We start from the raw sequence: 14382 nt of genomic DNA on the forward strand, positions 1-14382 counted from the left end.
CTTAGAAATTTGCTTAGTAGTTATCTGCAGGCAATTGCTGTAGACAATTGTAGGCAATTACTGTCTGTAAACAATTACTGTCGACTTAGCCGATCCAACGCTAATGTCATGCCGCCAAGGGTAATAAGAATAATGCCAGGCCACTGAATTATCTGTAGAGAAGGCTGGTTAATGAGCGTGAATATCGCCAGCAGGGCAGTCACAATCGGGGTAGCCGCAGCGACTAGGGCTGTCCGTAAACCCCCCACGAGCCTTAAGCCCGTGTAGTGGAAAAAGTAACTAACACCAGCCACCAAACCTAAGGCCAAACCACCTAGCACAAACTGACCGGTGAGATCTTGAGTCACGGCCATAGGGCGTATTAATAGAATAATGCTGCTCAGGATAGCCATGATGCAGTGCTGGATCAGGCCAGCCGAGATGGGGTGGCTCTGGCGACTGTTGAGGCTATTGGTAACTACATACAAAGAAAAAGCGACTGCCGACAATAGGGCCGGACCGGCATTAGCCAGCGTTAAAGGACGCAGAATTAACACCACACCCATGGCAATGGCCAACATCACCACGCTTCTCAACAAATTGGGGCGATCGCCATTAAGCCACCACAACAGCGGTACTGCCAATAGTGGATAGGAAAACAACAGTGGCGCTGCCACTGCTGGCCCCAAGGTCGCCGCTGCTTGAAACAAAAAAACTTGGGCAAAAAAGTAAAAGACACCGCCGCCAACCAGGGCAAAAAGTCGTGGCCTTGAGCGGATTGATTGACCAACATCACGCCAAACTGAGCGATATAGTTGGGGGGCTAACAGGGCCAAAATCGGTATCAAGATGACTAACTGTAGCCATAGCAGGGTGTTGGCATTGAAGAAATTAAAGGTGTCAAGACCGGTCAACACCAGGTCAAACGCATTGGCCCCCAAACTCAGTGCCCCCACTAGCACCGTTATTGCGCTAAAGCCGAGGGTGGCGATCCCACAGAGCACCATGCCTTTTTTTAAGGTGCGATCGCGCTTTGGTTCATCCACCAAAACGGGAGCAGGGCCAATAGTCTGGCCATCGTAGGATGGCACCACTCGACGGGTAGCACCGGCCACCTGATCAAGGCGAGGACGCTCTACATAGGCACGCCCCCCAACAACATCACTGCCATCCCTCAGGGGGCGATTATCTAACCCACTCGGGAGTGTAGTACCGGCACGGGTTGGCGCTTGCCCCAACTGATAATTGCCCAACTGATCGCTAATACGCGCCACCAGACTCTCTAGAATGACTTCCCCTTGCTGCTCCATAGCTTGCATACGTGTCAGCTGCTGAGCAATGGCGCTCTGATAGCTGCTGAGATCTTGCTGTAGCGCTCTGACACTGCGATTGAGCGTGTCATCCAAAGCATGCAGCCAGTCTTGGCTGGGATTGGGTAATTCTGATGAGTTAGTCACATAGGCATGGAGATCATCGCGGAGGTTTTGAGCGAGTACACGAGCCAGTCGTTTAGCCCAGGCATTTTGCTGAGACAACTCTCGCGTAGATAGGGCAACCTCTGACTCATTCTTAAGAGATTGATAGTCAATATAAAGCTGGTCGTACTCTACACGCAGCGCATCCAGATCGCTCATCAGGCGCTGCTTTTCCGACTGCAAATATTCAATATCTTTAGCCAGTTGATCAGCGAAGTGCCGCTGCAATGCTTGAAAGTCATCATCCAGTGATTGCAGTAGTGGGTCATTCCTGCCCTGGCTATCAGACTCACCCATGTTGCTCCCTCTTATTTATGCTTCACCGACGACAGGAACCTTTTATATGCCACCTATATATCACCCCGAGCGAAGCCATACCCTGCTTTATACCCAAGTTTCGTATTGGTGTCGACACTGTACCAGGCAACCAAAGATAACGGAACAATCGCTTTAATAAAAACGGCATCCAATCCAAAAAGCATCACAACATCTAAACTTGGGAATACAGGTCCTATTTAACACTTAGAGAATCTTAATCCTGAGCCATAACCGCAGCACATTCTAGAACTTTTGGGCATCATATTGACCGTAATAGATATGCGTAGCTTAACTAACAATCTATAAGGTCATCTTTTTTAGAATCGTTTATAAGCGCTTCTTTGCCGTGGGTTGATCCAAAACAAGTTTCATTGCAAAAGTATGGCGTATCTGTAATGCAGGACATGTAATCCAGTTTCGGAGTTGTAGGATTGATAAAATAAAGTTGCGCTATACATGCCCATGGCGTTCGGTTCAAAAGTTTAGCAAGTATTCTGAGGCAGCTGACATCAGGATGAAAAAAATCCTTATTGTTGATGATGACATTACACTACGGTCTGCGTTGACCCGCTATCTGCGAGAGCGAGGCTTTCAAGTGAGCCATGCATCCTCTGGCACGGAAGGACTAGCTTTATTTGAACAAGACCAACCCGACCTCGTTGTCTCAGATGTGATGATGCCTGAGATGGATGGCTATGAGTTCTGTACCAAGCTCAGGGAAATTCGTTCGGGTCAACTCGTTCCCTTTATTTTCCTATCGGGCCGTGGTGAATTAGATGACCGGATTCAGGGCCACTCCAAAGGTGCCGATGACTACATCGTTAAGCCTTTCCATCCTAAGGAGCTGATTGCCAAAATTGATGCTCAGCTGGAACGTTCTCGGCGCATGCATGCTGAAATTATTCGTCTGGTACAGCAGATGCCAGCGCCAGAGTCAGCTCAACCACCGCCGCCAGAACCTCTGCCGTTAACCCCTGCCGAAGAAAAGGTATTTTGGGAAGTTATTCAGGGCTTTACCAATAAACAGATCGGTGAACATTTGTTCATCAGCCCCAGGACCGTCCAAACTCACCTGAGCAATATCTTGAGCAAGCTATCGTTGGAAAATCGCTCCCAGCTAATTCGCTATGCCTTTGAAAATGGCTATCGACCCGCTTCTGACGAATCCAAATAAATAGTTATAACTAACCTGTTTTATCTTGTGCTGCTAAGACATTGTGAGGTAGCCTGAGATTTGGCTCATTATAAAAAACGCTTAAAACAACGCCAGAGTCTGGTGTTGTAGATGCCCCAACATGACTAATGCATCCGCTGATTCTCCAACGGTTATTCCGATGGACGATGACAAAACGGCTAAGCTTGCCGAACAACTCCGCTCTAATAACTTAAAGCGCCAGTTAAGTGCCGTCACAGAATTAATCAGTGCTGGTGACTCTGGCGTTGCCGTCCTCATGGGCTTCCTCAAAGAGGCTAGCGAACCCTCGGTCGCTACTGGTAAAACCTATCAGGTACTCAGCACTAGTGATTCCGTTGCAGCCCAAACCTTTTTAGCGGAAGCCTATCCCAATGGTGTTGTGCCAGCAATCTCTGACAAGGGGGTCGACTATCAGCCATTGCAAGCATTGTTGATTGCCCAAGAATTTGAAGAAGCGGACCGCTTAACGTTACAAAAGCTCTGTGAACTGGCTGGTCCGGCTGCTGTGCAGCGGAAGTGGGTTTATTTTACTGAGGTAGATAGCTTTCCTGTGGTTGATCTACACACCATTGATCAGCTGTGGCGCGTGTATTCAGAAGATCGGTTCGGTTTCTCTAAGCAACGAGAGCTGTGGCTCGGTCTCAACCAGGATTGGAACCGGCTTTGGGAAAAGCTAGCTTGGAAGTCTGACAATATTTGGACTCGCTATCCGGGTGAGTTTGTCTGGGATTTGTCAGCTCCCGTTGGGCATTTGCCACTTTCTAATCAGCTACGTGGGGTACGTATGATGGAGTTTCTGCTCTCTCACCCCGCTTGGAACCCATAAAGAACAATCGTCGCTGACTTCTATGGAACTCACCAACTGCTCGATATAGATCCTCTGGGGTATCGATTAGAAACGTGGGTCCCTGGGCTTCAAGGGCGGTGCGATCGCTAAATCCCCAACTCACAGCCGCCACCGCCACCCCTTGGCAATGGGCGGCTTCAATATCGCGTGTTTCATCACCCACGTAGAGGATCTCCTCAGATGTTAGGCGATGACGACGCATGATACGGCGTAGGCTGCGGGCCTTACCCAGCAGGCCAATGTTGCCATAGACCTGACTGAACACCTGGCTTAAACCGTGACGTTCTAAAAATGGTCGAATGGTTGAAGGCGCATTGGAACTGGCAATCATAATGGTGTGACCATCCCCTTGTAGCGCCCTTAAGACATCACTCAAATGCTGGAAGATGTGAATCGAGTCAATGTCTTGATTCAGCTCGCGTCTGACCCGACGCATCAGAAACGGCACTTGAAACAGGGGCACATTGGATTGCGCTAATAGCTCAGCTGTACTCAAGGCACGCAGATATTTCAGTCGCTCCGGTGTCGTTTGCGGATAGCCATAGTGGCCTGCCAAGCGGTTAGTAATAGTAACGATCGTCTCCAATGTGTCAGCGATCGTACCGTCAAAATCAAAAATGAGAACGGTCACGCGGGTGTGGTGTAAAAAACAGTCTTGAAAGTAGTTAAGGAATAGTGGTGAAGTGGGGCGGTCCTATATCTATCTATGCCCAAACCTAGAATATGGCTAAAGAAAATGCTAAGCCAAGATAGATGGCTATAAACCTTCCATATCCAGGGTGTCCCTTAGTCAGTCGTCACCAGTGTAAATGCTCTACCTATAAACACTGTAGCCTCCGGTAAGCTTTATTGTGGTAAAAAATTATCCTACTGAGAGCAGTGGTGAACTGATTTAGCCTAAGCAGGGGATCACTATTATCGCCAGCGACCTGAGCGAAGAATACTAATAATTAACCAAATACCCAGCAGGGTGGCAGCGGCAAAGAGGCTGGTACTCAACCATTGCAGCTGCACATTGGTTTGATTGCTGGAAATAATGGCAGCACCAATAATCAGGGCGGCAACTACTGTACTAAACGAACGACGGTTGGCCGCTTGCTCGATACTTCGCTGCACGTTAGTGAGGTCTTTGATATTGACATTCCAAGTCAGGGTCTCCTCGCTTAAGCGATCGAGCAGGAAACCAAACTGACGCGGTGCGGACAGGGACAGGTTACGAAATTCTAGCCCCGTTCGCAGTAATGCTTGCAGGGGGTCATCTCCAATCAGCTGCTGGCGGAACAGATCGACCATTAATGGTCGAATCTCAGCAATCAGATTAATTTGAGGATTAAACTGACGGGCAACGCCTTCTAAGTTGGCCAGGGACTTGGTAAATAGACCTATATTGGCGGGCCAACGCAAATGATTACGGGTCCCTGCTTCTAAAATTTCGGCAAAGGCTGCCGCTGTATTGAAGCTTTGCAGAGATAAGCCATAGTAGCGGGCTAATAAGCGGCTGTAGTCAAATTCTAGCTTCGCTAAATCGACATCCTGGAGCGGCTCTGCCAATTGCAACGTGAGCTGAGCACACCGTTGGGCGTCGGAACTAACCACGGCTAATACCATCTCGGTCAACGTCGTGCGCGTACGCGGATCTAAGCGACCCATCATGCCACAGTCTAGGAGGGCAATGCGACCATCGCTGAGATAAAAAATATTGCCCGGGTGGGGGTCGGCATGGAAGAAACCATCGATAAAATACTGTTGGAAAAAGGCGCGAAACAGTAGCCGACTGAGGAGGTTACGAATTTCTGATGGTGCTGGATGGGTACCGATGGCAGCTGATAGAATGGGCTGCCCATCCAGCCATTGCATCACGAGTACTTTGGGCGTGGTCAAGGGCCAGATAATTTCTGGGATGGCCAGCTGATGGGTGTCAAACCAGCGACCTTTAGCCAGGTTTTGACGCAGCTGATCGGTGTAGGTGGCCTCCGTTGTAAAGTCCAGCTCGGCATTGAGGGCACTGCTAAATTCATCGGCCAGGGCAACCACGTTGTAGCGCTGACCAAACTGGGTGGTAGACACCAGCTTGGCGATATCCCGAATCAGCGCCATGTCTCGCCGTACCTGGATATCGATACCAGGACGCTGGATTTTTAGGGCGACGGGCTGACCGTTTTTGAGCACGGCTCGATGGACCTGGCCGATGGAACCGGATGCGATCGCACCATAATCCACCTCTGAAAACACCACATCTGGATCTAATTGTTCCTTAAGAAACACCCGAATTGTCGCTGCATCTACGGGCGGCACCGTCGATTGCAAAGCGCTTAGCGCTTCGATATAAGCTGGTGGCACCAGGTCAGGGCGTGTACTCAGCAACTGCCCAAACTTGATATAAACCGGTCCTAAATCCGTCAAAATATTTCGCAACACTGCCGGGGGCGGAATATCGGGTTCTTCTGAAGCCTTACCCACCAGCAAACGCCGCATATAATCCCAACCGTGGCGTAAAAACACCTCCACAATTTCACCCTGGCGGGAAATAAGATTTGGCGTTAACATGCAGCCCTTCGTTAAAGTAGTGTCGGTTTGATGCTAGCAAAGGGTTATAAGAATTATGAGTTATGAGTTATGAGTTCCCAGTTATTGGTTCGTTGAACTATCTAGTACGCACTGAAAGACGACTCGCACCCAAGGTTCCCAACGAATAACCAATAACCAATAACCAATAACCAACAACTCTCCCCTGCTCCCCTTCTAACCTATGTGGCTACGTAACCTCATCCTCATTTGCACAACGGCGTACCATATCTGGTGTTGTCGCCAAGAAGCTCAAACGCCGCCGCCAGGGAAGGTTTATGACATTGGAGATTGCCAGCTCCACCTGTATCGTCGGGGACGACCACGGCCTCATCAACCGACGGTAATTTTGGATCACAGTCTGGGGGGGGTAGAAGGTTATCTGCTAATTGACGAAATTGCTGAATTTGCTGATGTCTGCATTTATGACCGCGCCGGTTATGGCTGGAGTTCTAACAGCCCCAATCCACGCAACAGCAACGAAATGATGCAGGAATTTGAAGCCTTAATGCGCCAAGCGGATATTCGTCCCCCCTATGTGCTGGTTGGGGACTCGTTGGCTAGCTACACCATGCGTCTTTATGCCCATACTTACCCCGACAATGTGGCCGGATTGATTTTGACCGATGGTCTCCATGAAGACGGCATGGCCAGACTACCTGGCAGCCTAAAGCTGATGAAAGCTGTTTTTACGGCGGGCTTTTTGATGTCGGTGGTAGGGTCCGCCCTGGGATTTATTCGGATTATGCAGCAGTTGGGACTGTTCCAGGTGATTAGCCCTCGACTCAGACAGTACAGTCAGGAGCAATTAGCCCCTGTTCTACGTTCCTTTGTACGCCCCAAACATTGGTTTACCATGGCCCGCGAAATGATCAGCCTCAATGCCAGCCATGAACAGCTACGTAAAACAGGAAATTTGGGGTCCTTACCCGTCATTAATATCAAGGCCAGCCACTTCTTTACGCCAGCACCACTCGTCAAACCCTTGCCCCTGGAAACTGCGGATCATCTCTGGACCCAGATGCATCACAATCTCATGAGACTTTCAACCCAAAGCCTCAGCTTGCCCGCCCAGAGTAGTAGTCACTTTGTTTGGGTTGATCAGCCTGAGGCCATGATTGAAGCTATTGATCGGATGTTGCTCAAGTTGCAGAGGGAGCGTCAAAGCTAGAATTTTTCTATTTTTTGAAGGTTTGTAATTCTCCACTCCCTAGTCCCCAAAGCTTGCTAAGGCGAAATAACTATGGGTTAGCGATTACAATAAAACGTGGCTGGTAATAGTTCGTTAGCCTTTACTTCAGTATCGGGGTAAAGGCGCTAGGTCATAGCTAGCCAAAGCTATATATAGTAAGCCTCTACATAGCGGTAACCTGCAATGAGTACACAGCCTGATCGAGTCTTAATTTTTGACACTACCCTACGGGATGGGGAGCAATCTCCTGGCGCGACCATGAATGTCGAAGAAAAGCTAGCGGTGGCTCGTCAGCTGGCTCGGCTCGGTGTAGACATCATTGAGGCAGGGTTTCCCTACGCAAGTCCTGGTGATTTTGAGGCGGTGCAGCGCATTGCCCAGGAAGTGGGAACCGTTGATGGACCAACTATCTGTGGCTTAGCTCGGGCGACTAAACAGGATATCGAAGCCGCTGCTCGGGCAATTGAGCCTGCCAATAAAGGTCGTATCCATACCTTTATTGCCACGTCCGATATCCACATGAAATATAAGCTCAAGAAATCGCGGGATGAGGTGCTAGCCATCACCGATGAGATGGTGCGCTTTGCCAAGGGCTTTACGGACGATGTGGAGTTTTCGCCAGAGGATGCGGGTCGCTCAGAGCCAGAATTTTTGTACCAGGTGTTGGAGGTTGCGATCGCAGCCGGAGCCACCACCATCAACATTCCTGACACCGTTGGCTACCTCACCCCCAGTGAGTTTGGCGGCTTAATCAAAGGCATTGCCGAAAACGTACCCAACGTGGACCAGGCGGTTATTTCTGTGCACGGCCACAACGATCTGGGTTTGGCTGTGGCCAACTTTTTAGAAGCCGTCAAAAACGGCGCGCGCCAGCTAGAGTGCACCATTAACGGCATCGGTGAGCGGGCGGGTAACGCCGCCCTCGAAGAGCTAGTGATGGCCATGCATGTGCGTCGGCAGTACTTTAATCCTTTCTTTGGTCGTCCCGCTGACTCGGAAGCGCCCCTGACCCATATCAACACCCAGGAAATTTACAAGACCTCCCGGTTGATCTCCAGCGTCACTGGCATGCTAGTGCAGCCTAATAAGGCCATTGTCGGGGCCAATGCCTTTGCCCATGAGTCCGGCATTCACCAGGACGGCGTTCTGAAGAATAAGCTCACCTATGAGATCATGGACGCCCAAACCATCGGTCTCAACGATAATCTGATCGTGCTAGGTAAGCACTCAGGCCGTAATGCGTTCCGCACCCGCCTGCAGGAACTGGGCTATGAGCTATCAGACCAGGATTTAAACAAGGCATTTTTGCGGTTTAAGGAGCTGGCGGATAAGAAAAAGGAAATTAGCGATCGCGACCTGGAAGCCATCGTCAATGACGAAACCCAACAGGTGGTTGAGCACTTCAAACTTGAACTTGTCCAGGTTTCCTGTGGTAGCAGCGCTCGACCTACCGCCACAGTCACTATCCTCACCCCCAATGGCGAAGAATTAATGGATGCCGCCATCGGCACGGGTCCCGTCGATGCCGTGTACAAAGCCATCAATCGGGTGGTTGATATTCCCAACGACCTGATCGAATACTCCGTCCAGTCAGTGACCGCCGGCATTGACGCCATGGGTGAAGTGACCATTCGGCTGCGCCATAACCAGCACATTTACTCGGGTCATGCAGCGAATACGGACATTGTGGTGGCCTCAGCCGACGCCTACATGCAGGCCTTAAACCGTCTATACAGCGCCACTCAAGTGGGTGAGTCTCTGCATCCACAGCGGATGGCCGTACCCGCTGGCACTGGCGTTTAGGTCAGTATTACATCACACAAATCCTAAATTACCTTAGGCTCTCCCTTGGCTGAGATTACTCTCAATGCCAAAATAGAGCCTTGGAGTTGCCGTGCGTTGATGTCATTAACGTGGCGACAACCCCAAACCCACGCAGGTAGTAGGAAAAACATGAGCCACCCCACAGCAAAAATTATTTACACCCTGACTGATGAAGCCCCGGCACTGGCCACCTATTCCTTACTACCCATCATCCAAGCCTTTACCCAAGCCGCCAACGTCATTGTAGAAACCAGTGACATTTCTCTGGCGGGGCGGATCATTGCCAATTTTCCAGAAACCTTGACAGAAGCCCAACGTTTACCCGATGCCCTGACTGAACTGGGTGCCCTGGCCAAAACACCGGAAGCCAATATTATCAAGCTACCTAATATCAGTGCTTCTATCCCACAGCTAACGGCAGCCATTAAGGAACTACAAGACAAGGGATATAACGTTCCCGACTATCCTGCCGAGCCCAAAAATGAGGCCGAAGCTGAGATTAAATCTCGCTATGCCAAAGTGTTAGGCAGCGCGGTGAATCCTGTTTTGCGGGAAGGTAATTCGGACCGGCGGGTGGCAGCAGCCGTGAAACAATATGCCCAGAAAAATCCTCACCGAGTTGGCGCATGGGCATTGGATTCTAAATCCCATGTGGCCCACATGGACAGTGAAGATTTTTATGGCAGTGAGAAATCCGTTGTCATTCAAGATGCCGACAGCATCAGCATTGAGCTAGTTACTGAAAATGGTGACATCACAGTCTTAAAAGAGAAAATGACTGTCCTGTCAGGGGAGGTGATTGACGCAGCTGTGATGAGCATTAAAGCGCTGCGGGCTTTTTATGAAAAAGAGATTGATAGTGCTCAAAAAGAGAACATTCTGCTTTCTCTCCATGTGAAAGCAACCATGATGAAAGTCTCTGACCCCATTTTGTTTGGCCATGCTGTCACCGTTTACTTTAAAGACGTATTTGAAAAGTATGCTGACACCTTTGCCCAACTGGGTGTCAACCCCAACAATGGCCTGGGTGATGTATACGCCAAGATTAAAACATTGCCCGATGATCAACGTGCTGCCATTGAAGCCGATTTACAAGCAACCTATGGCAAGCGACCTGATCTCGCCATGGTCAACTCCGACAAAGGCATTACCAATCTCCATGTGCCCAGCGACGTGATCATCGATGCATCTATGGCAGCTGCCATTCGTTCCTCTGGCCAAATGTGGGGGACGGATGGCCAGCTTCATGATACTAAGGCCATCATCCCCGATCGGTGCTATGCCACCATGTACCAGGAGTGCATTAGCTTCTGCCAAGAAAATGGAGCCTTTGATGTGACCACCATGGGTAACGTCGCCAATGTGGGTCTGATGGCACAGAAAGCTGAAGAATATGGTTCCCACGACAAAACATTTGAGATTCCTGCCCATGGCATCGTGCGCGTGGTAAGTGCCGATGGGCAGACGCTGATGGAGCATGGCGTCGAAAAGGGTGATATCTGGCGCATGTGCCAAACCAAAGATATTCCCATTCAAGACTGGGTAAAACTTGCCGTTAGTCGTGCCAGAGCAACCGGTGCACCTACCGTCTTCTGGCTAGACGAACATCGTGCCCATGATGCAAATATCCTTAAAAAGGTGAAACAGTATCTCCCCAACCACGACACCACAGGTCTGGACATCAAGATTTTGCCACCTGCGGACGCCATGCGTTTCACCTGTGAGCAGATCAAGATTGGCAAAAATGTTATCTCAGTCACCGGAAACGTCCTGCGTGATTATCTAACCGATCTCTTCCCAATTCTTGAGCTGGGTACCAGCGCAAAAATGCTCTCCATTGTGCCATTGTTAGCAGGCGGTGGTTTGTTTGAGACGGGGGCGGGTGGTTCTGCCCCCAAGCATGTACAACAGTTTATTAGTGAAGGACATTTGCGGTGGGACTCACTGGGGGAATTTCTAGCCTTGGCGGTGACCCTGGAGGATGTGGGGCATAAAACCAATAATGAAAACGCCTTGATCTTGGCTGAAACCCTGAACAAAGCCAATAGTCAATATTTGCAAAATGCTAAGACCCCTTCCCGTAAAGTCCATGAGTTAGATAATCGCGGCAGTCATTTTTACCTGGCCATGTACTGGGCCCAGGCTTTGGCTGAACAAGAGAAAAATTTAGAGCTCAAAGCTAAATTTGCCAAGCTAGCGCAGCACCTGAGGGAAAACGAAGACAAAATTGTTGGTGAACTCAATGCCGCTCAAGGGACATCCATGGATATTGGCGGTTACTATCTGGCAGATGCAGAGAAAACTAGCCAGGCCATGCGCCCTAGTCAGACGCTAAATGCAGCCTTGACAACAGTTTAGCAGAGTACCTGATGTAGGGGCTGTGCCTTGTGCCAGCCCTTTACAAGACATCTGTTTCACCAGGTAACACATACAGGTACAACATATGTGTTGAGGCTCAATCGTTTAATTTTAGAGCAACATATTTACCTTGAAACTGACCGACAAGTACTCCATTTGAATAAACTTCAGAGGAGAGGCTTATGCGCCCTTTTCGACGTTTAGTCAGTGTATTGATAAAGCACTGCCAGACATTAGAATCAGGTGCGAAACAACGGGCCTGGACATCTCCTGTAGCAGGATTTGTATATTCCAGGCTATTGCTTTGAATAACAATACGACTGGGTATATTCAATGTCTTCAACTGCACATGGACAAACGTCCAGGCAGAAAGAATTGCTAAGGTCGAAATACTGCCACCAAATACCGTATTACGGTGATTGATATTGGGCGCTAAGGGTGCCGATAGCAGAACACCGCTGTCATTGATGGAGGCAACAGCTACCGCCATCGCTTTAGACATGGGAATGTGTTCGTGAAGGTACTGTTCTATGGTGATGCAATCAATGGCCATATTATCTGAGGTTTAGGGCTTGCCGTAATGGTATACGGCATTGATCAGATTTTCGGGGGTACCAATATCGAGGTAATGGCCAGTTTCAAAAGGAACAGCCTCTACCCGTAGGTTATTTGCGATCGCACTCACAATCACATCCCCAATTGGCGTTTCAGCATAGTCTGGCATCTCTTTGAGCAGCATCGGAGACTGATCGCCAATCAGCGCCTGACGTTTCGTCTCAACAAACTGGTGGAGAAACTCCGTAAAGCTAGGCCGCCACACAGCAATGGCCCACATATAGGGCAAATGGGTGAGGTTCGACTTTTCATAGATGCCAGAGACGACACCATCTTGATCAAACTCAACCAGCCCCACCTTGTCAGGCTGATCCGTGGGGAACAGACCTAACACCACATCGGCTTGGGTCGTTTGTAACCGAGTTATGAGCTGGGCATAGGCATCAGCTGGGCTAAACAAGATATCGGGAAACCCCATGGCAACAATGGCATCTTTCACAAAAGGATAGGCCTGGTTGAGGCTAAAGGGCACCCCAAAGGGCACATGCACCGTCAAATAGGCCAATCGCATCTTGAGTTGGGAGCCATCACCGAAATAATTGGGAATATCCCACTTACCAGGTCGCAAAATCAAAAAGGACTCTTGCACTCCGCCTTTACCCATGGCCTCCAGCAAATATTGACAGACCACCTTAGGCCGTAGCCCTTTTTCAGCAAGGCTTTGAAAGCCAATGGGGAATAGTTCTTTGCTCATGGATAATGGACTAATGCGGCTACCCTGGCCAGCAGCGGGGAGCAAACCAATGATTCTGGGGGAATGTGCAGTCATGATAGAGTCAGCAATTTGCTATGGACACAGCGTAAACTTGCGACGTGAGATTGCGTCTCAAAGTTCTGGGGCGCAGCAATTACCTGGATTTGATCAAACTGAATGGTGGAGCGCGGCAGGGTGATCGTTTCTGTCAGTGTTTGTTGGGTAACCGCATCAAGGCGGTGATATAATAGGCTGAGATGGGGATCTAGCCTAGGCTGTGGAGCATCGGGAATGGCTGTAACCAGATCTCTCACCAACTGCGTGAAATCAACTGTCTGCTTTAACTGAACATAGAGGGTTTTGGAAAAGTGGGTTTCATAGTTGAGAGTGATGACCTCTAGCTCTATCGGTTGTGTTAATGACAGCCCTTTAACCACGGCTGTCACGGCTAGAGAGGCGGGTAGAGAACCACTGTACAGGGTCACATGGGGATAAAAGGGTTCGGTCTTGAAACGTTCTGCCAAACCATTAATCAGGTCTTGAAAATAGGTTAAATCTGGTTCTTGGGGGACTAACCAAAAGGAATAGTACGATACTGCCATGGCTCAGGGATTCATAGGAGCGATCGCATTGTGGCTGTGGGATCCTCAATTAAACGTACAACACTCAGCGAAACAGTGATTGCGATCGCAATTAAACGTACAGCACTCAGCTAAGCAGCGATAAAGAACACATCAAAAATTTACGAAAAGCTCATAGAAGTAACCGCTAGAGCACCCAAGCACTTCAGGAATCCTCCAGCCCTTCATCGTAGTCATACTGTGAGTTTTAGCCTCACACGCCTTCTAAGCAGATGAAGAAATGAGATTTAACCTTTACTACTTTTACTGGTTCGCCCTTTTATTGATTACAGAGATTTATATCGGCATTTTTGTTAAAGATGACTTTATTCGCCCATACATGGGGGATTTCCTGGTTGTCATCCTGATTTACGCATTTGTGCGAGCATTCTTTAAATACTCAATAAATCTCACCGCCATGGGTGTTTTATTATTTGCGTTTTTAGTTGAGATTCTGCAACATTTCAACATTGTAGACGTGCTTGGTCTCGGATCTTCTCGCCTCGCTAGAACCGTGATTGGTACATCGTTTAGCTGGGAAGATTTTATTGCCTATAGCCTTGGCATTATCATAGTTTTAGTATCTGAGAAATTTATCGGTCCCAGCCTCAAGAAAGAATCTCCCAGCAGTACTTGAGTTAAGAGCCCGTGTATTACATACATCATCAAAATAGCTTTACGGTCTAACACTTAAAGTATT

Annotated in this window: 12 protein-coding genes; 6 read left to right on the forward strand and 6 right to left on the reverse strand. The window is 49.1% G+C overall.

The genetic code is table 11. The annotated features are described in order from the left end of the window. Window positions 1-74: 74 nt before the first annotated feature. A complete protein-coding gene (locus QGP82_RS30735; RefSeq protein ID WP_499061916.1) occupies window positions 75-1751 on the reverse strand; it encodes a DMT family transporter in 1677 nt (558 codons plus the stop codon). A 535-nt stretch (window positions 1752-2286) separates the two neighbouring features. On the opposite strand from QGP82_RS30735, the gene QGP82_RS30740 reads away from it, so the two are divergent. Next, entirely contained in the window at window positions 2287-2946 is a 660-nt protein-coding gene (locus QGP82_RS30740) for a response regulator transcription factor (protein ID WP_163671307.1), read from the forward strand. Window positions 2947-3067: 121 nt separating this feature from the next. Next, window positions 3068-3793, forward strand: coding sequence for a GUN4 N-terminal ARM-like repeat domain-containing protein (locus QGP82_RS30745; protein WP_163702949.1), 726 nt, complete (start codon window positions 3068-3070; stop codon window positions 3791-3793). Here QGP82_RS30745 and QGP82_RS30750 read toward each other — a convergent pair. Together QGP82_RS30750 and QGP82_RS30755 are read right to left on the reverse strand one after the other, a co-directional pair. After that, window positions 3729-4445 (reverse strand): HAD hydrolase-like protein, encoded by a 717-nt coding sequence (locus tag QGP82_RS30750; protein ID WP_490793219.1) that lies wholly within the window; start codon window positions 4443-4445, stop codon window positions 3729-3731. The two genes, QGP82_RS30745 and QGP82_RS30750, sit on opposite strands and share 65 nt — an antisense overlap. A gap of 284 nt (window positions 4446-4729) precedes the next feature. After that, window positions 4730-6361, reverse strand: coding sequence for an ABC1 kinase family protein (locus tag QGP82_RS30755; RefSeq protein WP_499061917.1), 1632 nt, complete (start codon window positions 6359-6361; stop codon window positions 4730-4732). A gap of 202 nt (window positions 6362-6563) precedes the next feature. Here QGP82_RS30755 and QGP82_RS30760 point away from each other — a divergent pair, with 202 nt between their 5' ends. The 3 genes from QGP82_RS30760 (at window position 6564) to QGP82_RS30770 (ending at window position 11753) form a co-directional block, all read left to right on the forward strand. Then, on the forward strand, window positions 6564-7550 hold the full coding sequence (locus tag QGP82_RS30760; protein WP_163671311.1) for an alpha/beta fold hydrolase: 987 nt from the start codon (window positions 6564-6566) through the stop codon (window positions 7548-7550). Window positions 7551-7754: 204 nt separating this feature from the next. Beyond that, the gene (locus tag QGP82_RS30765) at window positions 7755-9374 is read left to right on the forward strand and encodes a 2-isopropylmalate synthase (protein WP_163671312.1); all 1620 of its coding nucleotides are present in this window, start codon (window positions 7755-7757) and stop codon (window positions 9372-9374) included. A gap of 150 nt (window positions 9375-9524) precedes the next feature. After that, the gene (locus QGP82_RS30770) at window positions 9525-11753 is read left to right on the forward strand and encodes an NADP-dependent isocitrate dehydrogenase (RefSeq protein WP_499062081.1); all 2229 of its coding nucleotides are present in this window, start codon (window positions 9525-9527) and stop codon (window positions 11751-11753) included. Window positions 11754-11850: 97 nt separating this feature from the next. On the opposite strand, the gene QGP82_RS30775 is transcribed toward QGP82_RS30770, so the two are convergent. From QGP82_RS30775 to QGP82_RS30785, 3 genes are read right to left on the reverse strand one after another with little or no spacing between them, the layout of a single operon-like run. Beyond that, the gene (locus QGP82_RS30775) at window positions 11851-12306 is read right to left on the reverse strand and encodes a thioesterase domain-containing protein (protein WP_499061918.1); all 456 of its coding nucleotides are present in this window, start codon (window positions 12304-12306) and stop codon (window positions 11851-11853) included. A gap of 12 nt (window positions 12307-12318) precedes the next feature. Next, window positions 12319-13137, reverse strand: coding sequence for a nucleotidyltransferase family protein (locus tag QGP82_RS30780; protein WP_163671315.1), 819 nt, complete (start codon window positions 13135-13137; stop codon window positions 12319-12321). Continuing rightward, window positions 13134-13664 (reverse strand): 2'-5' RNA ligase family protein, encoded by a 531-nt coding sequence (locus QGP82_RS30785; protein ID WP_163671316.1) that lies wholly within the window; start codon window positions 13662-13664, stop codon window positions 13134-13136. The genes QGP82_RS30780 and QGP82_RS30785 overlap by 4 nt, the downstream gene beginning before the upstream one ends. A gap of 259 nt (window positions 13665-13923) precedes the next feature. Here QGP82_RS30785 and QGP82_RS30790 point away from each other — a divergent pair, with 259 nt between their 5' ends. Beyond that, the gene (locus tag QGP82_RS30790) at window positions 13924-14319 is read left to right on the forward strand and encodes a ribosomal maturation YjgA family protein (RefSeq protein ID WP_499061919.1); all 396 of its coding nucleotides are present in this window, start codon (window positions 13924-13926) and stop codon (window positions 14317-14319) included. Window positions 14320-14382: the final 63 nt, after the last annotated feature.

Source organism: Leptothoe sp. LEGE 181152 (assembly GCF_032906605.1).
In the GTDB taxonomy this organism is placed as follows: Bacteria; Cyanobacteriota; Cyanobacteriia; order Phormidesmidales; family Phormidesmidaceae; genus Leptothoe; species Leptothoe turfae.

Excerpts from the sequence above, each read along its gene's own strand:
- QGP82_RS30740 (WP_163671307.1), top strand. The coding sequence starts at position 2,287 with ATGAAAAAAATCCTTATTGTTGATGATGACATTACACTACGGTCTGCG.
- QGP82_RS30765 (WP_163671312.1), top strand. The coding sequence starts at position 7,755 with ATGAGTACACAGCCTGATCGAGTCTTAATTTTTGACACTACCCTACGG.
- QGP82_RS30760 (WP_163671311.1), top strand. The coding sequence starts at position 6,564 with ATGTGGCTACGTAACCTCATCCTCATTTGCACAACGGCGTACCATATC.
- QGP82_RS30775 (WP_499061918.1), bottom strand. The coding sequence starts at position 12,306 with ATGGCCATTGATTGCATCACCATAGAACAGTACCTTCACGAACACATT.
- QGP82_RS30780 (WP_163671315.1), bottom strand. The coding sequence starts at position 13,137 with ATGACTGCACATTCCCCCAGAATCATTGGTTTGCTCCCCGCTGCTGGC.
- QGP82_RS30735 (WP_499061916.1), bottom strand. The coding sequence starts at position 1,751 with ATGGGTGAGTCTGATAGCCAGGGCAGGAATGACCCACTACTGCAATCA.
- QGP82_RS30745 (WP_163702949.1), top strand. The coding sequence starts at position 3,068 with ATGACTAATGCATCCGCTGATTCTCCAACGGTTATTCCGATGGACGAT.
- QGP82_RS30755 (WP_499061917.1), bottom strand. The coding sequence starts at position 6,361 with ATGTTAACGCCAAATCTTATTTCCCGCCAGGGTGAAATTGTGGAGGTG.
- QGP82_RS30790 (WP_499061919.1), top strand. The coding sequence starts at position 13,924 with ATGAGATTTAACCTTTACTACTTTTACTGGTTCGCCCTTTTATTGATT.
- QGP82_RS30770 (WP_499062081.1), top strand. The coding sequence starts at position 9,525 with ATGAGCCACCCCACAGCAAAAATTATTTACACCCTGACTGATGAAGCC.
- QGP82_RS30785 (WP_163671316.1), bottom strand. The coding sequence starts at position 13,664 with ATGGCAGTATCGTACTATTCCTTTTGGTTAGTCCCCCAAGAACCAGAT.